Origin of the sequence: Bacillus sp. FSL E2-8900 (genome assembly GCF_037966225.1) — a bacterium.
In the GTDB taxonomy this organism is placed as follows: Bacteria; Bacillota; Bacilli; order Bacillales; family Bacillaceae_G; genus Bacillus_A; species Bacillus_A cereus.
On record NZ_CP150193.1, the window covers coordinates 816824 to 842689 of the forward strand.

Consider the following 25866-nt stretch of genomic DNA (forward strand, 5'->3'; position numbering starts at 1 on the left):
GGGATTCTATTATGAAGAAAGAAGAGAGAATGGCCAAGGAAATTTCGGAGCAACTTGGAGGAATAAAAAATATTCGTAGTATTGCTCATTGTATGACGAGACTACGATTAACGCTTCATGATGAAAGTAAAGTAAACATGGACCTTTTGAAAAAAGTTGAAGGCGTTATGGGTGTTATAGAAGATGAGACGCTTCAAGTTGTCGTTGGTCCAGGAACAGTAAATAAAGTAGCAGCTGAAATGGAAGGTTTGACAGGACTACGAATTGGTGAGGTAGCAGATCATCACCTTGAAGATATTGGGCAAGAGATGAAATCAGAGATTAAGAAGAAAAATAATACACCGGTGAAAAACTTTTTACGAAAAATAGGGAGTATTTTCATCCCATTAATTCCAGGTCTTGTTGCGTCAGGAATTATAAACGGGGTTGCTAACTTTGCGAAAAACGCTGGTGCTGATCCAAATGCAACGTGGTTACAAATGTTACTACTCATTGGCGGCGGTATCTTTACATTCTTAGGAATTTTAGTCGGCTGGAATACAGCGAAAGAATTTGGCGGGACACCGGTTCTTGGGGCAATTGCTGGTATTCTAATTTTCAATCCGGCGATGGCAAACGTAAAATTGTTTGGTGAAGCATTAGTGCCTGGAAGAGGCGGATTGTTTGCAGTTATTTTTGCAGCATGGCTTATGGTTGTAGTGGAAAGACAAGTTCGAAAAGCAGTGCCGAATGCAGTTGATATAATCGTGACGCCACTCATTACTGTATTAGTTGTAAGTATCGTAACGATGTTAGCCATTCAGCCATTAGCAGGTTTCTTATCAGATGGTATTACGAGCGGAATTAATGCTATTTTAAATATTGGCGGAGCATTTGCTGGCGCAGTACTTGCAGGAACATTTTTACCGCTCGTTATGGTCGGATTGCATCACGGTTTAACACCAATTCATATGGAATTTATTAATCAAACACAGGTAACACCTTTATTACCAGTACTCGCAATGGCTGGTGCTGGCCAAGTGGGCGCAGCGATTGCGATTTATGTGAAAACAAAAAACAAGCGACTTCGAAATGTAATTAAAGGTGGATTGCCAGTTGGCTTTTTAGGAATTGGTGAGCCGTTATTATACGGGGTGACATTACCACTTGGGAAACCGTTTATTACTGCTTGTTTAGGAGCGGCTGTCGGTGGTGCATTCCAAGCAGTTATGCAAACAGCTTCTCTTGGAATTGGCGTATCAGGGCTATCTTTAATTCCATTAATTGCTGACAATAAATATTTACTATATTTCTTAGGTCTAGTAATTGCATATGCTTTCGGATTTATCTTTACGTACTTCTTCGGATTTAAAGAAGAAATGGCAGAAAACATATAGAGAAAGGGATTCCTTTCTCTTTTTCTATTAATAGAAAGGGAGATTTATATGATCGGAGTTTCCATTTATCTTTCAAAAGAACGAGTAGAGAAACAAGAAGAGTGGCTAAAAGTAGCGAAGGAAAATGGGTTTACATCTATTTTTACATCACTGCACATTCCAGAAGATGATCCAAATACGTATAAAGAGTTAATTCAAATATTAGGGAAACAAGCTCTTGCACATGAAATGGAGTTAATGGTTGATGTTTCTCCAAAATCGTTACACCATTTAGGGCTAACATATGAAAATGTGGAAGAACTATTGGACTGGGGCATTACCGGTTTAAGAATGGATTACGGCATTGCGCCAAAAGAAATTGCAAGCGTATCTCATAAGATGAAAGTAGCTTTAAATGCGAGTACGATTACAAAGCCATTTTGGAAAGAATTACTTGCAGAACATATAAGAGTAGAGAATGTAGAAGCATGGCATAATTTTTACCCACGTCCAGAGACAGGACTAGCAAAGTCCTTCTTACAAAAGCAAAATCAATATTTACAGAAGTGTGGAATAAAGACGATGGCATTTATTCCAGGAGATGCGGAAAAACGAGGTCCGTTATATGAAGGGTTACCAACGTTAGAAAAACATCGCAATATGCGCCCGCTTGAAGCGTACTTAGAACTTGTTCAAGATTGTGGTGTTGATAAAGTATTGATTGGAGATATAAGCGCAAGTTTGGAAAGTATGCAAGAAGTAGCTAGTGCAAGTAGAGGGATTATTCCATTGCGTTACAAATCATTTATAACTGATAAAGAAGTATTAAAAGTGGTAGAGCAAGTGCATACAAATAGACTAGATCCAGCTCGTGATGTTATTCGATCTGTAGAATCAAGGGAAGGAAATAGAGTGGTGTTACAGCCGATGCATACAATTGTAAGAAAGAAAGGCAGTATTACAATTGATAATGAATTGTACGGTAGATATGCAGGGGAGATGCAAGTTGCCACACATGATTTACTTGTAGATAAGAAAGTGAATGTTGTTGGAATGGTTGTGGAAGAGGACGTTTCTTTGCTGCCCTATATTGGCGCTGGAAAAATGTTTCAACTTTTTTTATGCGATAGAATAAAAGCTTGAATTAGCGCTATTTTGTAAGAAAACATTATCCGTGAAAGGGATAATGTTTTTTGTTTTCTTTAAAAAAGTATTTGACGAATGAAATAAAATACCGTATTGTTTTGACTTGTGAATAAAAGTTCACCATAACAAAACAAAAAGGAGAGTTCAAAATGAATCAATATATTGGGAATTTAATTATTCGTATCGTGTTAGGAGTTACGTTCTTTGCACACGGTTTAGCAAAGTTTCAATCAGGTATCGATAATGTAGCAGGATGGTTTACAAGCATCGGTTTACCAGGTGGCCTTGCATACGGCGTAGCAACTGTAGAATTAGTTGGTGGTATATTATTAATTATCGGTTTAGGTGTACGATATGTAGGATTGTTATTCGCTCTTATTTTAGCTGGAGCTATCGTAAAGGTAAATGGAGCAGCAGGTTTATTAGGAGATGGAAAGAATCCAGGATATGAATTAGATCTTGCATTATTATCAATGGGTGCGTATTTATTCGTAGTAAAAGCAGAAGGATATGTAGATCGTTTCTTAAAAGAGAAAGTAATGAAAACGAAGTAAATTTTATTTATAATTGTTGACTTGAAGAAGTATTGTAACTATAATGATTACAACAAATAGATTAAGAGTAAAACAATTTAAATATTTTTTTACACAAGATGTAACTATGTCAGTTACGTCTTGTGTAAAAATAAATAAACGGGAGGAAGTAATATGCCTAAATCAAATTTAGAAATTATTCAAAGCACGTATGAAGGATCAGCGTCTTCGAATGCAAAGCATTTAGCAGAAGCCTTCTCTGAAAAAGTGGAATGGACAGAGGCAGAAGGTTTCCCGTACGGCGGAACATATAAAGGCGTAGAAGCTATAATGGAAAATGTATTTAGCCGTTTAGGATCAGACTGGGATGATTATAAAGCAAGTGTAAATACATATCATGAAGTAAACGGAAAAGATGTAATTATTGCTGAAGGTATGTATTCTGGAGTTTATAAAGAAACAGGAAAATCATTTGAAGCAGAATTTGTTCATGTATGGCAGCTTGAAAATGGAAAAATCGTGAAGTTTAAGCAATATGTAGATAGTCATATTGTTAGGGAAGCGATGAAGAGCTAATGCTTTTTAAATGGATTGTAGGTATATGTATTACCATTATGGTAATCATCTCTTCTATAGTTGGCGGAAAGAAATTGCTTGCATATGTGGAAAAAGAAAATAAAAATATTCAAACCGAGCGAGCGGCAAACGAAAAAGAGAAAAAAGCTGCAGAAGAAGCCCCGCAAATTAGTGAAGGTGAAATTATTTTTACTATGCATAAAATGGTGCACCAAAAGGTAAAATCCTCTGAAAAATGGGGATTTGTAGAAATGACAAAAAAGGAAATTTCTAATGTAAAAAGGGATATTAAAAATAGTACAGGTTTTCAATATAAAATGAAGTTACTTTCTATTATAAATAGATGGGAAAAAGGAGATTTTTCTCAAACTGTTGAGGAGCATAACTTTTTATGGAGCCTTCAAGGTGGAGATACTGGTAAGGCGACGGAACGTTTATCGCCAGAAGAGGAAAAGCAGTATATAAAAGAAATGAAGAATAAATAAAAACATCGCCAACCCAGATGACGATGTTTTTTCATTAAGAATGTTTTCGTATTAAAGGTCTAGTTGGCTGAACGGCAACAGTTTTGAAATGAGAAAATAAATAACATCCTGTTACAACGACAATTGTCCCTAAAATTTGTATCCACGTTAATTCTTCTCCGAGAAATATGAATGCTAAAATGGCTGTGAAAATTGGATTGAAGTTTAGAAAAATACCTGATGTAGTTGCGCCTAATTTTTGTACGCCAATATTCCAAAATACCATACAAAGAACTGTCGAAATAAGCCCAGTATATAAAAGTGATGTGATGAAAGAAGTATTTATATTTGAAACAGTGAAGCTACCTATGTTAAACGGTAGTAATAAAATAACGCCGAAAATACCAGAGTACAACGTTGCCATAAGTGGTGTAGTTGTTTTTGTTGCCCATTTACTACAAACAGAATAGATTCCCCAAATACAAACTGCTGCAATCATCCATAAATCACCGCTATTAAAATGTAGTGAAAATAAAAGCGAGAAATCACCTTTTAATAGGACGAGGATAACCCCGAAGAATGAAAGAATCATGGATAGGATTTGAAGTGTATTTACTTTTTCTTTTAGAAATAATACTGAAAATAATGCGATTGAAATTGCATTCAATGTAGAGATAAGACCTACATTCGTAGCGGATGTTTTTTCTAATGCTAAAAATTGAAAAATGTTAAAAAGAGCGACCCCTGAAATTCCCATCAATATTAAAGGAAGTATTGCGGTACGTGGTGGAAGGATTTTCTTTTCTTTAAACCATACCATTGGTAATAAACAAACAATCGCAATCATCCATCTTAAATTTGTCAGTGTCATCGGCGATGCATGATCGACGAGTGATTTTCCAACGACAAAATTTCCTCCCCATAATAAGCTCGTTAGTAATAGTAAAAAGACGTAAAAATAAGGCATGCTAAAATCCCCTTTTTTATAATCAATACGAATTGTAAATAATTTTAGCATTTTTCTTTATTATGTAATATATTCTTTTGTATAATGGTAAAAACTCGATAAAATTTTTATCTGTGAATGATATTTACAGAATGATATTCAGTTTTGGATAAATTATAAGGTGTTTTTTCGAATAATCATCGGTAAGAAAAAAGGGGGAATTGTAATGGAGTCGTCTGTTATTAAAGTGTTGGATGATTTGGATGTACAAATTTTAGATATATTGCAGAAGGAGTCACAAGTAAGTAATGCAGAGCTGGCACGTCGCGTTAATTTATCACCGGCTGCGATGCATGCAAGAATAAAAAGGTTAGATGGGGAAGGGTTCATCGATAAGCAAGTTGCAATTTTAAATCAAGAAAAGCTTGGGTTTGATTTATTATGCTTTATTTTTATGAGTACAAATATTCATCAATTTGACAAGCTGGAAGTGTTGGAGAAAGAATTAGAATCGATGCCGGAAGTATTAGAATGTCACTGTTTAACAGGGGAGTACGATTATTTATTAAAGGTTGCAAATCGTGATCGTAAAGAACTAGAGCAGTTTATTAGAAAGCTGAATAAGCTTGGTATTACACGTATACAGACGAGTTTGGCACTTCGTGAAATTAAATATTCAACAATATTGCCGATACGAGATGAGGAACCGAGCATCGATTAGATTGCTTGGTTTTTTGTTTGTATAAATTGATTGACGAGGAGAAAAGAGAGATGTATTATTATATAAAATTATGAATTAAAATTCATTTTAAGTTATAAATATTAATATTGAGGGGCAAGGGGATGTAATATGAAAATCTGTAATGCGGTGACGAGTGATGTGAAAGAAATTTATAGTCTTATTGAGGTTTATGCAAAAGAGGGAGTTGTTTTACCACGTTCTCTTTTGTCTCTTTATCAATATTTGCAATGTTTATATGTTATGAAAGAAGACGAGAGAATTGTTGGAGTTGCTGGTTTACATGTATTAGGGGAGGACCTAGCAGAAGTCCGGTCGTTAGTCGTTTCGCATACATATGCAGGAAAAGGGATTGGACGTATGTTAGTGAATCATGTCATGAATGAAGCTGCGAAAATAAAAGTGAGTAGAGTTATTTCTTTAACATATGAAACGGAATTTTTTCAAAAGTGCGGGTTTGATTTTGTGAATAGAGATGCATTGCCAGAGAAAGTATGGATTGATTGTAGGCATTGTCCAAAGGTTGATTATTGTGATGAGGTGGCGATGATTCGGTATGTTGGGTGAATTTTTCAGACAGAAAAAGTCCCACTATTATTTACGTAATAGTGGGCATCTATGTTTTAGGGGAAATTAAGAAATTGAATTCGTTTTTCTTACTGCAAACTTAAAAATGGGGTTTTTAAGTTCATAGTTATAAGTAGAACCATCGACAAGCCCTACAACTTTATCGCTATCATAAAGATCGAGCATAAATTGTGCCATTTGTTTTGCAGTGTGGAATTTCGGTACAACATTATCGTATTGGAATTCATCAATATCAAATGAACGCTTTGCAAATTCTGTTTCAGTTGCAGCTGGAGCTAAAACTTTTGCTTGCAGTTTTGCGCCTTGTTCCTTCAATTCGTGAGACAACCCTTCTGTAAATGCACTTACATAGAATTTTGTAGCGCAATACGTAACAGCATCAGCAACAATCGTGTATCCGCCGCCCGATGAAACGTTAATAAGCTGTGTTCCGTCAACCTTTGAATAATCTCGAACGAAAAGAGAAGAGAGTATTGTTAGTGCTTCTATATTGACATGCAACATCGTCTCGATTTTATTTAAATTTTGTTCAGCAATTGAGGCGAAATTACCAAAACCTGCGTTGTTAATCCACGTTTCAATTTGAAAAGATTGTAGGCTTTCATAAAGTTTATAAACATCTTCAGTAACAGATAAATCAGTTCTTCGAATGACAACATCCAATTCTGGATGCATTTCGTTAATTTTCAATTTTAATTCGTTTAATTCTTCTTGTCTTCGAGCTACAAGTACTAAATTTTTTCCGCGAGATGCAAATGCTAAAGCTGCTTCATAACCAATTCCGGAACTTGCGCCAGTAATAACAGTATATTTCATATAAAATCCCCCTAAATTCAAATTCATTTATGGTTAGATTGTATTTGTTAGAGTATACTCTAAGTCAAACGTTTTTTATAAATTTGATACGGTTATAAAATATATGAGGGTAAGCATGTGAAGGGAGTTTTAGTATGTACACAATTAGCGAGGTAGCAAAATTATTAGGCGTGAGCACACATACACTACGTTATTATGAAAAGGAAAATATATTAATTGCAAATCGTGATACAAATGGAAATCGACTTTACGAAGAGTCACATATAAAGTGGTTGCAGTTTGTAATGAAATTAAAACAAACGCAAATGCCAATAGCGAAAATAAGAGAATACGCTAGATTATATACAGAAGGGGAGCATACAACAGAAGCTCGTTTACAGCTCCTAGAAGATCATAGGAAATCTATTCAGATTCAAAGAGAAAACTTAGAAGTTACAGAGAAGATGCTCGAGAATAAAATTCGTGCTTACAAAAGCTCATTGGAAAATAAATAGATGTTGTTATGTGATGAAAAATGGATTTGATCTATGAGTATTTCATCATAGTGTGCGGATAAATAAAAAAGAGCAGCTAGCAAAAGCTAACTGCTCCATTCAAGGGATCTCTCCAAGGGGGAGTGGAGAAAATATTATGTTACTAGCAGTATTGACAGATTATTAAGAAATATACAAATCAGATGAAAGAAATTTTAAATAAACTTTCGCCATTGACAGTTTTTAAAATGTTCATGTACAATATACATGAATGACATTCAGTCATTTTCGTGTAAAAGGATGTAGTTAGTTTAAAAATGGAACAAATACAATGGTAAATGAGGATGATATTGGTTTATATAGTATTGATGAAAGAGTATATTTTTTTAAAATAAAAATGACTGAAAGTCAGTCATAAGAGGTGAGAGGTATGAAAAATAGAGCATGGTTATATGTCATATTAACATGTATCTTTGAAATTTTTTGGGTGTTTGGTTTTAATACGGCTAATACTTGGTGGCATTGGATTATTATTTTAGGAGTTATCGCTGTTGATTTTCACTTCCTTTCTAAAGCGTGTGAACATCTTGCAACCGGGACTGTATATGCTGTTTTCGCCGGAGCTGGTACGGTAGGTACTTTCTTGATGGATGTATTTCTTTTCGGCGGAAGTTTCAGTGTAGGGAAGTTATTCTTTATCGTGATGGTTGTAGCTGGCGTTATCGGTTTAAAGCTAGCTGATAATAAAGAAGAAACTGTGGAAGGAGCTGCTTAAAGATGGGTTGGTTTTTCGTATTTTGTGCTGCAATTAGTGAAATAGTCGGTGTGATAGGACTTAAAATGTATAGTAAAGATAAAACATTAGCCAATGGTGCGATTTATATAGGTGGGTTTGCTACATCCTTCGCATTCTTGTATACATCTTTCTTATTTTTACAAGTCAGTGTCGCGTATGCGGTTTGGATCGGTATTGGAACAGCAGGTGCAGTTTTGTTAAACATGTTCTTGTTTGGTGAGTCGAAAAGTAAAGCGCGTATTATTAGTGTGTTTCTTATTGTATGTGGAGTGACAGGATTAAAGGCACTTTCTTAAAGATATATTGTATTTTTATCTCCTAATTGTTTATTAGGAGATTTTATTATAAAAAAATGACGTCCTCTTAGAGTTCACTATTATTGACAGTACAATCAATTATCTTATAAAATGAGTGACAGTCATTCAATATGCGTGTGAAAGGGTTTAGATGATGAATAAAAAAGAGAAAATTGTCTATGCAGCTATTGAAGTGTTTCAGGAAAAGGGCGTCGAAAAAACGAAGATTTCTGATATCGTGAAATTAGCTGGCATTGCGCAAGGAACTTTCTATTTATATTTTCCTTCTAAGCTATCTGTTATGCCTGCAATAGCAGAAGTGATGGTTGAAAAGATGATACTTGCAGTGAAAGAGAAAGTACAAAAAGATGTACCTTTTTCAAATAAAGTGGCACAAGTAATCGATGCGGTGTTTCAATTTATAGAGGAATATCGTGAAATACAAGCTTTAATGTATGCAGGTCTTGCATCTACAGAACATATAAAAGAGTGGGAAGCTGTGTATGAGCCTCTTTATATGTGGTTAAGCGAATTTTTAAGTGAGGCGAAAGAAGCTGGTGAAATTCGTGATTCGGTTCACGCAGAGCGAACAGCGAAGTTATTTATCGCTCTAGTTGAATCAGCAGCGGAACAAGTTTATTTATATGATCATAAAGATGATGAGCAAGTGGATTTGCAAAAGGCAGAAGTACTAGATTTTTTAACACATGCACTACATATAAAGAAGTAGTAAGATGAACCTGTCTGAAAAGGTAGGTTCATTTTTGAGGAAAACTGAATGATAGTCATTCACCTAATGCTTATGTATGTGTGGAAGGATAGAGTGAAATTCTAATGAGTGGAGGCATCCTCACTCATTACTAGCCCGCAAAGAGCAGGATAAAGAAAAAGCTTCTTGGGCATTATTTTTTGAGAGGAACTTACGGGAAGAGGTGTTAGAAAGTGAAGAAACCGATAAAAGAACAAAAGATGGTATTGGTCATTCTTTTGAGTAATATATTTATCGCTTTTTTAGGGATTGGATTAATCATTCCGGTTATGCCGTCCTTTATGAATGATATGCATTTAACAGGGAAGACGATGGGATATCTCGTTGCAGTGTTTGCAATGGCACAGCTCATTACTTCACCTATTACAGGCCGGTGGGTTGATCTTTACGGTAGAAAGAAAATGATAATCATTGGATTATTTATTTTTGGTGTTTCAGAGCTTCTTTTTGGATTAGGAAAAGATGTATGGATGCTTTATGTAGCAAGGGTATTAGGCGGAATTAGTGCTGCTTTTATTATGCCTGGTGTTACGGCATATGTTGCGGATATTACATCTATTCAGGAACGTCCAAAGGCGATGGGATACTTATCTGCGGCTATTAGTACTGGATTCATTATAGGGCCTGGAATCGGCGGATTTATTGCAGAATACGGTATACGTGTGCCATTTTTCGTTGCAGCAGCAATTGCTTTTATAGCATGTGTGATTTCAATCTTTATTTTAAAAGAACCGTTAACGAAAGAAGAACTTGCAGAGATTTCTTCTAATACGAAAGAATCAAGTTTTATTGGTGATTTAAAGAAATCATTACATCCAATGTATGCAATTGCATTTATTATCGTATTTGTACTCGCATTCGGATTATCGGCGTATGAAACTGTGTTTAGCTTATTCTCAGATCATAAATTTGGTTTCTCGCCGAAAGATATTGCAGCAATTATTACAATCAGTTCAATCTTTGGGGTAGTTGTGCAAGTATTTATGTTTGGCAAATTGGTAGACATGTTCGGTGAGAAAGTATTAATCCAAATATGTTTAATTGTAGGTGCAGTATTAGCATTCGTCTCAACTGTAGTCTTTAATTATTGGATTGTACTTCTCGTTACTTGCTTCATTTTCTTAGCATTTGATTTACTTCGTCCAGCTTTAACGACGTTTTTATCAAAAGCAGCTGGAAAAGAGCAAGGATTCGTTGCTGGGATGAACTCGACTTATACGAGTTTAGGAAATATCGCAGGACCAGCGATGGGCGGAATATTATTTGATATGAACATTCATTACCCATATGCATTTTCAGGAGTTGTTTTAATAGTTGGTCTCGCTATTACATTTATGTGGAGAGAGAAACAGTTGGCTGAAAGTTTTGCGAAGTAATGAAGCCCCTTACGACTGTAAGGGGTTTTTGTTTTATAAACTTAACCCAAACCGTTTTAATTCAATAAAAATCCCCTCTAATTGCTTTCCTTTATCCGTTAATGTGTACTCTACACGAGGCGGAACTTCTGGATATACTTTTCTCGTTATAATGCCTTGAGACTCTAATTCTTTTAGTCGAAGCGATAATGTTTTTGGACTAATCCCATTCATTGATTTTTGTAAATCACTAAAGCGTAATGTTCCTTCGATAAGAAGATCACGAATGATTAAAAACGTCCATTTTGTACGAATTACATCAAGCGTTTTAGCGATAGGACAAGGTATGCCAGGTAAACCTTTCGTTAATTCAACTGGATCTATATTGTTCATGGAACTAGCCTCCATAAAATTTTTTTTGATGAATTTGCTTTATAGTATCACAAAACTATACTTTTGGTAACTATATGAAAAAAATATCACTACTTCCATAAAGGAAGTTAGTGCATATACAATAGCAATACGGAACAAAAAGGATTTATATAAGGAGGTGGTGATTTCCATGGGGATAAAAAAGTTACTTGGATTTCTTAGTTTGTTTGTTATTTGTATTGTGCTTGTAGCATGCGGCGCGGAACAAAAAGGTGAAGTTCAGTTATTAAAAGAAATGCCAAGGCCAAAAGCAATGACAATTGATCCCTCACTAAGTAAAAAAGAAGCGACAGAAATGGTTCATGCCGCGCAGCGTTTTTATGCATTTTGGGATACAGGTAAGGAGGAACTTATTCCGCAGACTGTTACTGAAAATTTTTTCGATAATACATTGCCGAAAGGGCGACCACAAGGCATTGAAGGATTAAAGTTTGCAGCGCAAAATTTTCGTAAAGTTGTGCCTGATATACATTGTGAGATTGAAGACTTATTAGTTGTTGGTGATAAAGTAACAGCCCGTCTTTCTTTTACAGGAAAGCATAATGGTAAGAAAATTAATTTTTTTGCAATTGATATTTTACATGTGAAAGACGGAAAGATAACGGAAGATTGGCATTTAGAAGATAATCTTACACTACAGCAGCAACTCGGCTTAATAGCCGAAGAGTAGATCATATAGGGGAGAGAAAAACGATGAAAAATATATTTATTATAAATGGACATGAAAAATACGGTACAAAGGAAGGACGATTAAATAGAACGTTAGTAGATTATATGGTTACTGTATTAGGCGAGAATCATCATGTGAAAACAACAACGATTCAAGATGGTTACAATATTAAAGAAGAACAAGATAAGTTTTTATGGGCCGATGTTGTTATTTATCAAACACCGATTTATTGGTTTAGTGTACCGGGCTTATTTAAAACGTATATGGATGAAGTATATGAATACGGTTTGTTCTTTAAAGGTGCAGATGAATATGGAACAGGTGGTTTATTAAAAGAGAAAGAGTATATGTTCTCTACAACTTGGAATGCACCTGAAAAAGCATTTGGAGATAAGACGAAGTTCTTTGAAGGAGAAAGTTTAGAATCAGCGCTTAGTCATTTACATCGCGTGCAAAAGTTTCTCGGTATGAGTCCGTTAAAGAGTTTTGCTTGTTATGATGTGGTGAAGAATCCGGATATAGAGAAGTTTTTAGTGAACTTGAAAGATCATTTAGATGGAGTAATTAAATAATAGTATGTGAAGAAGGTACTACTAAGGATGTAGTACCTTCTCCTTTTATAAAAACTCACACTTTAATACGTGGATGGCTGTATCCATAACTTCGCAAAATTTGCCCAACCAAATGAATCAATTGTTACGTTTTTTAAAGAAGAAGGGTATGTTTTTCTTTTTAAAACGTGATAGTTAAATAAAATGATGTGTTCTGCTTGTAAAAACTCTTCAATCTCATACATGAGTTCATAACGCTTTTCTTTATTTTCTTCTAGTAAAAATGTATCTAGTAAACAGTTAATTTGTTTTTCGTAGTGCGGGTCCATGAACCGATTTACGAAGCAACTTTTATTTTTAAATACATTTAAGAATGCAATTTCATGATTGGCAGCAAAGACTTCTCCCATGAAAATAATATCAGCATGTTTATCAATAGAGCGATCTATATAATCTGAAACGGGAAATGGGTGAAGCTCTACTTGTATACCTAAACTTTCACATCGTTCTTTTAAGAAATATGCATCATTTGCACTATCTTTAAATGCGAAGAAGTAAATATGTATCGTTTCTCCATTATATGTACTCTTTTTCAAATACTCTTTTGCTTTTTCTAAAGAGTAGGATCTTCTTGTTGCAAGGCGGCTTCTATCAGGGAAGAAGCTTGATGCAGCAATTGTTCGTCTACCCTCTATGCTACGAAGTATCGTTTCAACATCATATAGTTCTCTCCAAGCCTTTCGAAAGTAAATATCGTGATGAGGACCAGGTTTTGTAAAGTTGAAGCTAGCATAAATACAACCTATTTCTTCTATTTGTATATCATGCCTTTCATTTTCCTCTTCGTTTGGTAGTTCATAATCAGCATCTATTTGCACATGGTCAGGAATACCCCAAAATTCAATACGGTCTAATAATGCGCGCTCTTTAAAATAATGAGTGAACGCTTCGAGTACGATATTATCTTCAGAGTAATGAGCAAGTTTGAAAGGTCCAGTACCTATATAATGATGATTTTGAATACTCGTATCACGCGGTAAAATTGCGAGCTGCATGGAACTTACATAGTGTAAGAAAAATAAATTTGGTTTTGCTAAATGAAATCGAATTTGCAGTGGTGATGGCGTTTCAATTTGAACAATTTCTTCTGTTAACCATTCGAAAGGAGAGTGAACTTCTTTTAGTCTTTCAAATGAAAATTGTACATCTTTAGAAGTTAAAACTGTTTCGTTATGAAAATATACATCCTTTCGTAAATAAAAAGTCCACGTAAGCCCGTCTTCACTTAATTCCCACGTATGCGCAATGTGTGGTTCCATTTTTTCAGTAACATCGTTATAGACGACTAACGTATCAAAAATTTGACTCGTAAGATGGCTCTCTGTAGTTACAGCCACAAAAGCCGGATCTAATGGGAATATCTTTCTTGATATAGGAATCTTTAATACGTCGTACATATCATTTGAAGGTTCGTATCCAAAATGATGATGTAGTTTATTTTCTATCTTTTTTTGAAGTGCGAGGGGGAGGGGTTCTTTTAAAAGAAGAAAGATATCTTTTAATTTTTCTTGCGCTAACAGTTCATCTGTATAGGACTCAATCGCTTCTACGAAATTATGTATAAATAGAATTTCCGTTTTATTTCCGCGGCCTCGTCCTGGAGTCCAGCGAATTAATTGTTCCTCACTCATTTTCTTTAATAAAATCTTTACGTTTTTCGTACTGCAATATAAAACATCAGCTAATTCTTGTAAGCTATTTCGCATATGTTGTTGATCTTGTGCATGTAGTCTTAGTCTAATGTAATAGTCCATAATTTTCATATATACACTTCCTTCTATCATAAAAGGGGAAACTCTTTAGAATATTCTAACCTTTTTCTTCCTTTTTTTCAAAGTAAAATAAGTAAGCATAAGGAGGGGGAAACAATGGGATTTTGGAGTATGCATCGAAATATAAAAATTAGAATTATAACTTCGTTTTTAACACGTACTGTGTCCACGATGATTTTTCCATTTATGGCGATTTATTTTTCAATAAAGTTAGGTAGTGCGGTTGCTGGTGCGTTACTACTCATTAATGTCATAGCTTCATTAGTAATTGGTTTATACGGTGGATATGTTGGAGACCGGCTTGGGCGTAAAAAGGTTATGATTATCGGTCAAAGTATACAAGTCATTTCTATTGCTTGTATGGGAGTTGCGAATTCGGATTATGTAGATTCACCGTGGTTAACATTTATCTTTATGCTAGTGAATAGTTTAGGATCTGGACTTATGAATCCTGCGACAGAGGCGATGTTAATTGATGTGAGTACACCTGAAAATCGAAAAGTAATGTACAGCATTAATTATTGGGCTATTAATTTATCCATTGCGATTGGAGCAATATTTGGTGGGTTACTATTTGAAAACTATAGATTGCAATTGTTTATCGTATTAACGCTTGTTGCAATTATTACTTTATATGTGATGGCTGTGTATATGGAAGAAGTGTATGTAGCACGAAAAACGGTGGAGAAGAAAAATGTATTAAAAGATATGGCAGATAGTTATAAAGTCGTGATGAAAGATAAAGCATTTTTAATTTTTTGTGCAGCGAGTATATGTACATTGTCTTTAGAGTTTCAAATTAATAATTATTTAGGTGTTCGCTTGCAGAAGGAATTTGAAACGGTGCACTTTTTATTCGGGAATGGTGTTACGTTTGATTTAACAGGGATTCGCATGCTGAGCTGGATTTCTGCAGAGAATACAATTTTAGTTGTGTTATGTTCAGCACTTCTTATTAAAATGCTGAAAAGCTTCAACGATTTGAAAATCTTATATGTAGGTTTATTCATTTATACAATTGGATTTACAATACTCGGAACGAGCAATAGCTTATGGATTTTATTAATTGCAGGGCTTTTCCAAACGGTAGGTGAGATGATGTATGTGCCAGTGCGTCAATCTATTATGGCAGATATGGTGCCAAATGAGGCAAGAGGTTCTTATATGGCGATTAACGGAATGGTCTTTCAAGTGGCAAAAATGAACGGGGCATTAGGTGTTATGCTAGGTTCATTTATTGCATCTTGGGGCATGAGTGCTCTGTACTTTATCGTTGGTATGAGCAGTATTTTACTATTTATGAAAGCGATAGGGAAAGAGAAGTATGAGGATGAGAGAAATGTTTCTCAAATTGGATGAAACTATATAAAAGCGAACCAGTTATACTGGGATTCGCTTTTTATATAATTTTTAGAACGGATCAACTTCAGCTAAATTTGGAGTAGTACTAGGCTGTAGCAAAAGATTTTTTAATGTGCCTACTTCAGAAAGCGTTACTAATATGTAGCCACTAATCAGTACAATTAGCCCAATAACGCGTAACGTTTGTAAGCTCACTTCATTATTATTCGTTTCCGTTGGATTTGGGGGCGTTGAAGGTGGATTGTTATTCATAAATAAGGCTCCCATCTTTTGTATTTATATATGTGCGAAATCATTATTTAACTTATGGATAGGAATTATATAGTCATTTTCACTATATGAGAACTGCCTATGAAAAGTGATAAGGAATTTTTGGGCGAGAAAAGGGGGAATCCAAAAGATTATTAAAACTGAACTTTTGGATTCCCCTCTTTTTATTTATCTTGCTATTTGTGGTGGTCGGATTGCCTGTAAACGACCAGTTGGTGAGGGCTAATTAATCAGTAGGGGATGAATAAAACCCCAATGATTAACTATTTTCATGTAAATAAAAGGAGGGTAGTTATCCTAATATACGCAACGATTCTTCAATAAACGCTGGGATGTCCTCTGGCTGTCTACTTGTTACTAGCTGATTTTGACATACGACAACCTCTTTGTCATGAAAGTTCCCGCCGGCATTTTTCAAATCGACTTCAATAGATTTATATCCAGTGACATCACGTCCTTCAAGTGTTTGTGCAGTGATGAGTAGCTGAGGTCCGTGACAAATAGCGAAAACAGGTTTTTCCGCATCCATAAATGCTTTACTAAAGCGAACAAAACGTTCATCTGCACGAAGTATATCTGGAGAAAATCCACCCGGTATGAAGAGGGCATCAAAGTTTTCTGGAGAAACATCATCAATACTTTTATCAATCACGACTTCACTTTTTCCTTGCTTACCGTGTACCGTTTTACCTTTTTCTGCTTCAATAGTTGTTAATTCATATCCCTTTTGTTTAAAAGCTTCTGCTGGCTCTGTGTATTCTGTGTCCTCGAAATAATCCGTTATTAAAATAGCAATTTTTTTACTCATTCTAATCCGCTCCTTATATTATATTATCGGCTCCAGAATCTTCCTTGGGCAATGCCTTCTATAAATGATTCAATTGAAGTGTTTGTTAAGTTATAAACTCCTGCTCCATCCAGTTTAATCTTACTATGGTCCAAAGCATGAGGATTACTAAGGACATGAGCTATCGGTTTAAAATGTTTAAAAGTAGTTTCTGCAAATTCTAAAACAGGGGGGTGAATGACAGACTCACTACTAAACACTAATACTGCATCAAAAAGGGAGGAGTCTGTTGTTGTATAAGTATCAGTTACTTTAATGGAAGCATTGAACTGATAAATTTTATTATCTATGATGCTATAGTTAATACGATGCTGTGCAAAAGCTTGAATCCATTCGGACAGAAGGGAGACGCTTGGGTCGCCATTTAATAGAATTGCAACATTTTTGGAATCAGATTTAAAAATAGTATTGGACATACTTAGTGCAGGTGATTTTGCATCTGAATTTACTTCGTGATTTTCCTTAGGTAAAGGAGCTCCAATAATGTTAGCGACTTCTTGTGCTAATTGACGATCGACGTGGTTTAGGAGAGCAATTACATTTGCCTTCACTATGTCTGATTTACACTTCCCAACTTCAAAGCAAAAAGCTTCTTTTATGTGCTGCTTTTCAATAGGGCTCATACTATTGTAGAAAAGTTTAGCCTGAGAATAAAAGTTAAGAAAGCTTTTACTGCGACCTCTAATTTTATGCCCATCAATCTTTTCTTGATAATGTTCATATCCTCCTTGTTCGGCTTGGACGGTTGCAGGTTGATTGTTATTTAATCCATTAGGATGATAGCTTGTTTGACCGCGATGAATCTGCATTTGATGCATACCATCACGTTGATTATTATGAAAAGGACATACGGGCTGATTGATAGGGATTTGATGGAAATTAGGGCCCCCTAAACGAGATAATTGTGTATCTGTATAGGAGAATAATCTTCCTTGCAGAAGAGGGTCATTTGAAAAATCAATACCTGGTACGACATGACCAGGGTGAAAAGCTACCTGCTCTGTTTCAGCAAAGAAGTTATCAACATTTTTGTTCAATGTCATTTTACCAACTAATTTTACGGGAACTTCTTCTTCTGGCCATAATTTCGTTGGATCTAAAATATCAAAATCAAATTTATGTTCATCTTCTTCTGGAATTAATTGTAATCCAAGCTCCCATTCAGGATAATCCCCTTTTTCAATTGCTTCGTATAAATCTTGACGATGAAAATCAGGATTTTTCCCAGCAATCCTTTGAGCTTCATCCCATACTAATGAATGAACCCCGAGGGTAGGTTTCCAGTGAAACTTTACGAAATGGGCTTTTCTTGCTGCGTTAATGAGTCGAAATGTGTGAACTCCAAAACCTTCCATCATTCGTAAACTACGCGGAATAGCTCGGTCGCTCATTTGCCACATGACCATATGAGTGGACTCAGGATTATGCGCAACAAAGTCCCAAAAGGTATCATGAGCGCTAGCTCCTTGAGGAATATCATTATGTGGTTCTGGTTTAACTGCATGGACAAAATCAGGAAATTTAATAGCATCTTGGATAAAGAATACTGGCATATTATTACCCACTAAATCATAGTTTCCTTCATCTGTATAAAATTTTGTGGCGAATCCACGTACATCTCTTACTGTGTCGTTGGATCCTTTAGAACCTTGAACGGTTGAGAACCGTACAAATACAGGTGTTTTCTTTGAAGGATTAGTAAGGAAATCTGCTTTTGTATAGGCTTCTAACGATTCATAAAGCTGAAAATAACCATGTACGCCAACCCCGCGTGCATGAACAATCCTTTCGGGAATTCGTTCGTGATCAAAATGGGTCATTTTCTCGCGAAAGTGGAAATCCTCCATTAAGGTTGGGCCTCTTAAGCCCATCTTTAAAGAAAATTCATCTTCAGCTATTTTTACCCCTTGATTTGTTGTTAAAGCATGTTTGCGTTGATTATCCGTAACATGGTGCTTCAATTGCTCCATTTTTTTATTCACAATATAGGCCCCTCCTTTACTCTGTTAATTTAATAGATACCCTTTTTATTAGTATGTAAACATGTATTATGATTTTTGTATGTAAAAATCATAATTAAACCCTAAAACATCAAGGGGAAGAAAGGGAGTTTGTATAGCACCCTATGCTTAAGAAAAACAGGAGTAACATACCTAAAGTTTTTAATTAAGTATGAACGATAGGTTTAACATTAAAAAATAAAAAAGCCAAGGAGAAAATTTATTTTCTCCTTGGCTTTTTAGATAATTCTTTTCGTTAAAATGCGGAAATTCTTTGCTTCGTTTTTGGTACAATAATAAATTTGATCCAGATTAATCCGATAATCATAATGATAAGACTATGTAAAAATTGTCCTGTAGCAATGAGTATAACAATTGAAAATACAATGAGTTGAATACTTAGCGATATAAAGATTAAGCTAAGAAATTGCTTCATCCTTTCTTCAGTATGGGTTGGATATAATGCTACAATAATATTTCCCGAAAAATATTTCCATAGTGAACGAAGCTGCATAGAGATCATATATAAAACGATGTAAGCGATAGCGCCTTTTACGTATATATTTGGTATGAAATATAAGGCGAAAGCACCGATCAATCCTAAGCGAATATATATACCGAAATAATCATTTCCACGTAAAAATGCTAGTGTATGTAAGTAGAAGAAAGTTGCTCGTTTTTTATGTAATAAAGGTTCAATCCAATTTGTAAGCCATTTTCTTTTATTTACTTGTTTATTCAGTTGCGGAACATCTGTGAAAATGTTAGCAAATTGATAAAAACGAACGTTCATTTTTTCTTCTTGCTCGATTATGTAATCCCACGGTATTCGTTTTGTAGGCTGTTTTTTCGTATATAGAAGTAGGAAAGCAAGTAGTAAGAGTAGTCCGCCCAATATGAGAACATTTGCGGAATAAAACAGCATGTAAATGATTAGGGCGTTACAAGTAATACAAATGATTAGCCATATATTTTTTTCGTGACTATCACGCCACATCCAATGTATGTACATGTTCCAGGCTTTCGTAATCATTAACACGATAAAGATTGTACATAAAAAAGGTACCGTTAATTGTAATGATTGCATAGCAAGTGGAACGAGAATAAGGAACGTAAATAACAATGGGAAAAGCTGAATGATGTAATTGTATAGAAGAGATTTTTTGAAATAAGATGTTAATTTCTCTTCTAGTGCTAGTAAATAGACAGCATCAGGTTTTTGAATAAATGTACGGATAGGGCATCTCGTTATAATGAATGTAAGTACAATCGTTATAATTATTAAAGATATTCCTTTAGAAGGAGATGCTTTTAGAAACTGAGCATAATAATATGCACCAACGCATGAAATAAAGATAAAGCTATATAGTAAACCGTTAATCATACGTGCAAAGTATGTAATGATATTTTGAATATGTTGTTGGAAGCGACTGCTCCATAGCGATTCGATTGACATGTTTTTCACCTCTTTGTTCTATTATATATGTTTTACAAAAGAAAAAACGAGCAAATTGCGTTATGCAACTTGCCCGTTTTTCTTTTCGTTATTTTTTTTCTGATCACGATTCATTAATGGATAGAAAGCAAATCCAATTACGAATAAACCAATTCCGAGAAGGAACGTTTTTATATCGGATGCGCCGGTTTTAATAACCCATAGTGCGTAGCAAAGTGCGATAACTGCGACTATGCCATCTGTAATTCTTGCCCGCATTTCATTTTTATATGTTTCACCAGTTGCGACTAGTTTTAACTGGAAGATTGGTGAAACGAGATATGGAATGAGGTAGGCCAGTGTTGATACGGTAATAACGAATGTATAAGCTTCCGCAATGGTTCCTGATAATGTTGAGAATAGGAATACTTGCGACATAATGTTTGTTAATCGTAATGAGTAAATTGGACTTCCTTTTTTATTTGTTTTCGTGAAGAAGGAAGGGAAGAAACCTTCTTTTGCTGCTTGATAAGGTACTTCTGAGCTTAATAAAATCCAGCCTAAGATAGAACCGAACAGGGAAGTAAGAGCAAGTAATGCCATCAGTTTCCCGCCGCCGTGACCCATTGCAGCGTTTAGTGCATCTGCTAATGGACGTTCAGAAGCTTGTAATTTATCAACGTGAAGTACACCCATTGTTAAAATTGTGATTCCTAAGTAGATGGCAACTGTAATAAGTAATCCCGCAACTGTTGCGCGTTTTACCGTTTTTGGAGAAACAGCACGGTTTGATAAAAGAACGGCTGATTCAATTCCGATAAACGCCCAAAGTGTTGTAAGAGCAGCTAAATTCACTTGTGAAAGAAGACCGTGTGATGCACCTGATTTATCAATCATCGGTGTGTACCATTGTCCAAACTTAGAAGCTTCGAATGCAAATAACGTAACGACGATGAATAAAAGGAATCCAGTTACTTTCGTTGTTGTTGCTAAGAAGTTTAGTTTTCCAGCTCCGCTTACACCGTTTGTTAATATAATATGAGTTCCCCAAAGTAAGATGGAACAAATCGTAAATGTAATTAGTTTTCCGACTTCTACGTTAAACGAGCCGATTGAAAATAGTAGTCGCGTATCTTTCATAATTGGGAAGAAGAGTGATAAATATCCCGCAAATGATGTAATGATGGCAACGTTACTTGCCCAGTTTGCAACCCAATATCCCCATACCATACTGAAGCCAGCCATTTTTTTCTTTTTTGGTGTTGAGAATAAAGCATATGCATGACTTTGTGGCCCTGTCGTTAAATCAGGACGACGAATTGCTAAATTACCGAAAACAAGAGCTAGCATTAAAACACCAAACCCTGTAGTTAACCAAGCTAAAGTGACACCGAGTGGGCTTGCTGTTTGTGCCAACGTACTTGGCACCATGAAAATACCAGCGCCAACCATGTTACCGACAACGAAAGCTGTTAGTACCCAAAAGCCCCATTTTTTTTGTTGCATAGAAAATACCTCCAAAGTTAGTATAACCAAGTCAAGCGAGGAGATATGTATGTCTTCCTGAGTCAGGAAGAGAAGTCCCAAACAAAACAAAAAAAGCACGTAATTTGCCGCTACATGCTTTCTATCTTATAAGAAACCCACGACATACCTCTCGATAGCTCTCCACAAACGAAACGTTTGTGACAGTTCTGCACTTATTAAATGCAGACCCAGCAAGCGTGCATGGTGGACACGACTTACTTCGGCAACCATTCCTTTCTCATTCCTTCATCAATGCCACTACATCTCCTGAAATGATACTCTTAATGATTGCAACCTCTACCTCACCGAGATACGAATGAGGATTTAAATATTAAATTAACGTCTTTAAGAGTAACAAATGAATTTTTATACGTCAATGGATATAGTAATAATCAGATTATAGAGAAGAGTTTGTGATTAAAAGTAAGAGGGATTGTTATGTGATATTTGAATTTTCGTAATATAATACATGTTATTAGCGCTAGATGATTGAAAAGGGGATGAAGTAAATGTCTGTATGTCATAAACATTCAGTAATAGGTGTGCTAGATTCGGGAGTTGGAGGATTAACAGTTGCGAGCGAAATTATAAGACAATTGCCTAAAGAAAGCATTTATTATATTGGTGATAATAAGCGTTGTCCGTATGGGCCAAGAAGTGTAGAGGAGGTGCAATCTTTCGTATTTGAAATGGTTGAGTTCCTCAAACAGTTTCCATTAAAAGCGCTAGTCGTAGCATGTAATACTGCTGCAGCTGCTGCATTGAATGCGCTGCAAGAAGCACTTTCCATTCCAGTTATTGGCGTTATACATCCAGGAGCAAGAGCGGCAATTAAAGTTACAAAGAAAGGGGAAATCGGGGTAATTGGAACTGTAGGTACGATAAAATCTAATATGTATGAAAAAGCATTACACGAGCTGGATACATATTTGGAAGTGCATAGCTATGCTTGCCCGACTTTAGCCACAGTTGTAGAAAATCAATTAGAAGATACAGCATATGTCACGCAGCAAGTGAAACAAGCTTTACTTCCATTAACGAAAGAAGATATAGATACGTTAATTCTTGGATGTACGCATTATCCACTTTTAGAGTCCTATATAAAAAAGGAACTAGGAGAAGACATAACGATTATTAGTTCTGCAGAAGAAACAGCGATAGAGTTAAGTACCATTTTACAGCACAAAGGAATTTTGTCTGACAATCTGAATCCGAAGCATCGCTTTTTTACAACGGGATCTGTTTTATCATTTGAACATATCGCTGAGCGATGGCTAGGGTATCAAATTTCTGTAGAATGTGTACATTTGCCTATGAAAAATGCGTGTATACATAATTAAGATTTAGTAAATTACTTTTTTAATAAATGAGGTTCGTTTCATAAGAAGGAAAGAATAAGCTTTTAATTGAAGTGTTTAAGGGCAGTTCAATTAAAGGGGAGATTGGATTATGGAATTATTAAGATCTCAATTATTTGCTTTAGAGTATATTTCAAAATATGCAGAGAACGAAAAACGTGGGGCTAAAGCAACGATTAATCATATACTTAAAATGTCTAATATTACAGATGAAATATTTGAAGAAGCTGTCGCTAATTTAAAATCTCATGCAAGGATTGCTTTACACTTTCATCCAGACAGACTAGATTCGAATATGAAAAGTGTTGCTGAAGCACTGTTTGAGCAAGGAGTATATAAAAGTCAGTTTGAAACATTGCTATCTAATGGAAGCGTATCTGCTTACCCTGGTGGTGAACGTGACCTTTGGGAAAAAAGAATATTTGGAGGAGCATATCAATTAGAAGGCGTAACAAATAATCAACGGCCAAAATATGGAGCGCTAAATTTAATGTTACATCCAGATGGGCCGGCTCCGCGTTTTGGTTCCTGTTATTTTCTCTTATCTCCAAAAGTTTCTTCGCGCTCTACATATACGTATTTAGATTCGCATCAAGATCCGAAAGAAAAGGGGACTTATGAGGAGTTTGATATGATTTTAGCTGCTCTTTTGGAAGAGACATTTGTAAGAGATTTTGCAATTGGTGAAGGAAATTTGACTCCAACAATATTAATTAATCATTTACTGGCTAACCTGAAAAGGCCGTTTATAGATGTAGTAAGCAAAGAGCCAGCCCGTAATCTTAATCATTATATTGAAGCGCAGATTCATGGAGAGATTTCTCTTAAAGAAGACGTGGAGGCGCTTGTTGCAGATCCTTCATTTAAGGGTACGGATGTAGGAAGAGTTTTAGAAGAAATTTGCCTGAAGTATGCGATTGATTTGTATTGGCACATCGGTTTTGTACTTGCGGTAGACGAAGTTCCGATGGATTTTAGAGGTTCAAAAATGCCATCTTTAGCAAGACGTATTGCACGGAATCATTGCATCGATGCAAATATAATTGGCTCTGCTGTAGTGGATTTGAAACGCAATCCATTATCTTGGAGTGATCGTGGAACTTATGAAGAAGTGCTTCAGGAATTAAAATTATTATGGCATGTTTTAGTTCGATTTGGAAAACCAAATCGGAAGTAGAACGAAATACTCCGTTTTTCGGAAGTATTTATATAGAAAAGAAGCTGATCTAAAAATAGATCAGCTTCTTTTTATAAGATTAAACTAAGTTTAATACAGTTACTTTTTCACGTGTCATAGACTCAAGGCTCTTACGAATACCTTGTGCGCCCATACCTGAACCTTTTACACCGATGAATGGGAAGTGGTCAGGGCCGCGCTCTGTGCGTCCGTTAATTTGTACAGAACCAGTTTCGATTTTGTTAGCAATTGCAAATGCTTTGTTAATGTCTTTAGTGAAGACACTTGCTTGCAGACCGAACTCTGATTTGTTAGCAATTTCAATTGCTTGTTCATCTGAAGAAACACGGATGATTGGAAGGATTGGGCCGAATGGCTCTTCCCAAGCAACTTTCATCTCTTCTGTTACGTGATCGATTAATGTTGGGTAAATTAAGTTACGCTCACGTTTGTTACCGATAACGATTGTAGCACCTTTTTCTACAGCGTCGTCAACTAAACCTTGAACGAAGTCAGCAGACTTGTCGTCGATTAATGGAACGATTGTGCTGTCTTGTTCTGGAGATCCAACTGATAGTTCAGCTACTTGCGCTTTTAATAAGCTAACAAGCTCGTCCGCTACGTTTTCGTGTACAAGTACACGTTTAATAGCTGTACAACGTTGACCAGAGTAAGAGAATGCACCGCTTACGATATGGTTTGCAGCATCTTGTAAGTCAGCATCTTCACGAACGATACCAGGATCTTTACCACCAAGTTCTAATACAAGTGGAATCATTGAAGCTTTTTTCGCTAAATGTTTACCTGTGTTTGTACCGCCTGTGAACGATACCATATTGATGCCTTCGTGCTCTACTAAGTAGTCACCAATTACAGAACCGCGTCCTGTAGCTACGTTTACAAGACCTTTTGGAAGGCCAGCTTTATGAAGTGCTTCAACCATTTTAATACCACTAATTGCACCTTGAGTTGCTGGTTTGAAAATAACAGCGTTACCCATAATTAATGCTGGTGCAAGTTTTGCAGCAGATAAGTTTACTGGGTAGTTAAATGGTGCGATTGCTAATACAACACCAAGTGGTGCGCGTTGGATAATCGCAAGCTTAGATTTTGTACCGCCCGGGAAGCTATCGCCCATCATGCTTTCTCCGTGCATATGTAAAGCTTCTTCGATCGTGTAACGAATGAAGTCAGCTGTACGAACAACTTCTTTCTTCGCATCTTTATATCCTTTACCGACTTCTTTCATAATGATATCGGCAATTTCATCCTGCATATTTACGAGCTCATCAGCCCATTTATATAAGTATTTTGCGCGATCTTGTAGAGAAGCTTCGGCCCATGATTTTTGAGCTTCTTTTGCAGATGCAATTGCTTCATCTACTTCTCCGCGAGTAATTGCTTGTACTTGTCCAATTACTTCGTGTAAGTATGGAGATGGAATTTCGATTGTTTCTCCTGAAGAGCTTTCTCTCCATTCTCCGTTTAAATAAAATTTGTACGTATTGCTAGTTGTCATGATTAGTCCTCCTAAAATAGCAACTTGTAAGAGT

General features: G+C 35.7%; 27 protein-coding genes and 1 riboswitch. Of the genes, 17 read left to right on the forward strand and 10 right to left on the reverse strand.

Annotation, left to right across the window (positions count from 1 at the left end; all coding sequences use genetic code 11):
- Positions 1-11 precede the first annotated feature (11 nt).
- From NST90_RS04225 to NST90_RS04245, 5 genes are all read left to right on the forward strand, one after another.
- The gene (locus NST90_RS04225; protein ID WP_000711297.1) at positions 12-1376 is read left to right on the forward strand and encodes a PTS transporter subunit EIIC; all 1365 of its coding nucleotides are present in this window, start codon (positions 12-14) and stop codon (positions 1374-1376) included.
- A gap of 48 nt (positions 1377-1424) precedes the next feature.
- Positions 1425-2498, forward strand: coding sequence for a MupG family TIM beta-alpha barrel fold protein (locus NST90_RS04230; RefSeq protein WP_025709948.1), 1074 nt, complete (start codon positions 1425-1427; stop codon positions 2496-2498).
- Positions 2499-2650: 152 nt separating this feature from the next.
- Positions 2651-3055: a DoxX family protein gene (locus tag NST90_RS04235; protein ID WP_001077751.1), complete on the forward strand. Its 405-nt coding sequence runs from the start codon at positions 2651-2653 to the stop codon at positions 3053-3055.
- A 153-nt stretch (positions 3056-3208) separates the two neighbouring features.
- The gene (locus tag NST90_RS04240) at positions 3209-3610 is read left to right on the forward strand and encodes a nuclear transport factor 2 family protein (protein ID WP_001126697.1); all 402 of its coding nucleotides are present in this window, start codon (positions 3209-3211) and stop codon (positions 3608-3610) included.
- Complete coding sequence (locus tag NST90_RS04245) at positions 3610-4095, forward strand: PRK06770 family protein (protein WP_283748294.1); 486 nt, start codon at positions 3610-3612, stop codon at positions 4093-4095. The genes NST90_RS04240 and NST90_RS04245 overlap by 1 nt, the downstream gene beginning before the upstream one ends.
- A gap of 34 nt (positions 4096-4129) precedes the next feature.
- On the opposite strand, the gene NST90_RS04250 is transcribed toward NST90_RS04245, so the two are convergent.
- Positions 4130-5041 (reverse strand): DMT family transporter, encoded by a 912-nt coding sequence (locus tag NST90_RS04250; protein WP_001146239.1) that lies wholly within the window; start codon positions 5039-5041, stop codon positions 4130-4132.
- Positions 5042-5246: 205 nt separating this feature from the next.
- On the opposite strand from NST90_RS04250, the gene NST90_RS04255 reads away from it, so the two are divergent.
- The gene (locus NST90_RS04255) at positions 5247-5741 is read left to right on the forward strand and encodes an Lrp/AsnC family transcriptional regulator (protein WP_025709949.1); all 495 of its coding nucleotides are present in this window, start codon (positions 5247-5249) and stop codon (positions 5739-5741) included.
- A gap of 129 nt (positions 5742-5870) precedes the next feature.
- Complete coding sequence (locus tag NST90_RS04260) at positions 5871-6326, forward strand: N-acetyltransferase (protein ID WP_000686669.1); 456 nt, start codon at positions 5871-5873, stop codon at positions 6324-6326.
- Between the two features lie 66 nt (positions 6327-6392).
- On the opposite strand, the gene NST90_RS04265 is transcribed toward NST90_RS04260, so the two are convergent.
- A complete protein-coding gene (locus tag NST90_RS04265) occupies positions 6393-7163 on the reverse strand; it encodes an SDR family NAD(P)-dependent oxidoreductase (protein ID WP_025709950.1) in 771 nt (256 codons plus the stop codon).
- Positions 7164-7297: 134 nt separating this feature from the next.
- Here NST90_RS04265 and NST90_RS04270 point away from each other — a divergent pair, with 134 nt between their 5' ends.
- The 5 genes from NST90_RS04270 to NST90_RS04290 all read left to right on the forward strand — a co-directional run bounded on the left by NST90_RS04270 (position 7298) and on the right by NST90_RS04290 (position 10873).
- Entirely contained in the window at positions 7298-7657 is a 360-nt protein-coding gene (locus NST90_RS04270) for a MerR family transcriptional regulator (RefSeq protein ID WP_000288066.1), read from the forward strand.
- A 409-nt stretch (positions 7658-8066) separates the two neighbouring features.
- Positions 8067-8411: an SMR family transporter gene (locus tag NST90_RS04275; protein ID WP_000796022.1), complete on the forward strand. Its 345-nt coding sequence runs from the start codon at positions 8067-8069 to the stop codon at positions 8409-8411.
- A gap of 2 nt (positions 8412-8413) precedes the next feature.
- Complete coding sequence (locus tag NST90_RS04280; protein WP_000539671.1) at positions 8414-8728, forward strand: multidrug efflux SMR transporter; 315 nt, start codon at positions 8414-8416, stop codon at positions 8726-8728.
- Between the two features lie 151 nt (positions 8729-8879).
- Positions 8880-9458: a TetR family transcriptional regulator gene (locus tag NST90_RS04285; protein WP_002023345.1), complete on the forward strand. Its 579-nt coding sequence runs from the start codon at positions 8880-8882 to the stop codon at positions 9456-9458.
- A gap of 212 nt (positions 9459-9670) precedes the next feature.
- The gene (locus tag NST90_RS04290) at positions 9671-10873 is read left to right on the forward strand and encodes a tetracycline resistance MFS efflux pump (protein ID WP_000742952.1); all 1203 of its coding nucleotides are present in this window, start codon (positions 9671-9673) and stop codon (positions 10871-10873) included.
- Positions 10874-10906: 33 nt separating this feature from the next.
- Here the strand turns inward: NST90_RS04290 and NST90_RS04295 are convergent, their stop codons facing one another.
- Positions 10907-11245 carry a helix-turn-helix domain-containing protein gene (locus tag NST90_RS04295; RefSeq protein ID WP_061113258.1) on the reverse strand — a complete coding sequence of 113 codons (339 nt, stop codon included), beginning with the start codon at positions 11243-11245 and terminating at the stop codon, positions 10907-10909.
- 169 nt (positions 11246-11414) lie between these two features.
- Here NST90_RS04295 and NST90_RS04300 point away from each other — a divergent pair, with 169 nt between their 5' ends.
- Together NST90_RS04300 and NST90_RS04305 are read left to right on the forward strand one after the other, a co-directional pair.
- Positions 11415-11954 carry an ester cyclase gene (locus NST90_RS04300; RefSeq protein ID WP_061113259.1) on the forward strand — a complete coding sequence of 180 codons (540 nt, stop codon included), beginning with the start codon at positions 11415-11417 and terminating at the stop codon, positions 11952-11954.
- Between the two features lie 23 nt (positions 11955-11977).
- Positions 11978-12526, forward strand: coding sequence for an NAD(P)H-dependent oxidoreductase (locus NST90_RS04305; RefSeq protein WP_000789190.1), 549 nt, complete (start codon positions 11978-11980; stop codon positions 12524-12526).
- A 62-nt stretch (positions 12527-12588) separates the two neighbouring features.
- On the opposite strand, the gene NST90_RS04310 is transcribed toward NST90_RS04305, so the two are convergent.
- Positions 12589-14349: an SgrR family transcriptional regulator gene (locus NST90_RS04310; RefSeq protein ID WP_025709951.1), complete on the reverse strand. Its 1761-nt coding sequence runs from the start codon at positions 14347-14349 to the stop codon at positions 12589-12591.
- A gap of 84 nt (positions 14350-14433) precedes the next feature.
- Here NST90_RS04310 and NST90_RS04315 point away from each other — a divergent pair, with 84 nt between their 5' ends.
- The gene (locus NST90_RS04315) at positions 14434-15696 is read left to right on the forward strand and encodes an MFS transporter (protein WP_000508230.1); all 1263 of its coding nucleotides are present in this window, start codon (positions 14434-14436) and stop codon (positions 15694-15696) included.
- A 51-nt stretch (positions 15697-15747) separates the two neighbouring features.
- Here NST90_RS04315 and NST90_RS04320 read toward each other — a convergent pair whose 3' ends face one another.
- From NST90_RS04320 to NST90_RS04340, 5 genes are all read right to left on the reverse strand, one after another.
- Positions 15748-15951 (reverse strand): hypothetical protein, encoded by a 204-nt coding sequence (locus tag NST90_RS04320; RefSeq protein WP_001063866.1) that lies wholly within the window; start codon positions 15949-15951, stop codon positions 15748-15750.
- A gap of 310 nt (positions 15952-16261) precedes the next feature.
- A complete protein-coding gene (locus tag NST90_RS04325) occupies positions 16262-16777 on the reverse strand; it encodes a type 1 glutamine amidotransferase domain-containing protein (RefSeq protein WP_000037522.1) in 516 nt (171 codons plus the stop codon).
- Positions 16778-16800: 23 nt separating this feature from the next.
- Positions 16801-18798, reverse strand: a complete 1998-nt coding sequence (locus NST90_RS04330) for a catalase (protein WP_025709952.1) — start codon at positions 18796-18798, stop codon at positions 16801-16803.
- A gap of 274 nt (positions 18799-19072) precedes the next feature.
- Positions 19073-20272: an ABC transporter permease gene (locus tag NST90_RS04335; protein ID WP_000021359.1), complete on the reverse strand. Its 1200-nt coding sequence runs from the start codon at positions 20270-20272 to the stop codon at positions 19073-19075.
- A gap of 60 nt (positions 20273-20332) precedes the next feature.
- Entirely contained in the window at positions 20333-21757 is a 1425-nt protein-coding gene (locus NST90_RS04340) for an amino acid permease (protein ID WP_001186301.1), read from the reverse strand.
- Between the two features lie 147 nt (positions 21758-21904).
- Positions 21905-22086, reverse strand: a riboswitch (Lysine riboswitch).
- 201 nt (positions 22087-22287) lie between these two features.
- Here NST90_RS04340 and racE point away from each other — a divergent pair.
- Together racE and NST90_RS04350 are read left to right on the forward strand one after the other, a co-directional pair.
- Entirely contained in the window at positions 22288-23118 is an 831-nt protein-coding gene (gene racE, locus NST90_RS04345) for a glutamate racemase (RefSeq protein WP_000109669.1), read from the forward strand.
- A 109-nt stretch (positions 23119-23227) separates the two neighbouring features.
- Positions 23228-24313: a DUF3626 domain-containing protein gene (locus tag NST90_RS04350; protein WP_000422025.1), complete on the forward strand. Its 1086-nt coding sequence runs from the start codon at positions 23228-23230 to the stop codon at positions 24311-24313.
- A gap of 79 nt (positions 24314-24392) precedes the next feature.
- Here NST90_RS04350 and gapN read toward each other — a convergent pair whose 3' ends face one another.
- Complete coding sequence (gene gapN / locus NST90_RS04355) at positions 24393-25832, reverse strand: NADP-dependent glyceraldehyde-3-phosphate dehydrogenase (protein ID WP_000213634.1); 1440 nt, start codon at positions 25830-25832, stop codon at positions 24393-24395.
- Positions 25833-25866: the final 34 nt, after the last annotated feature.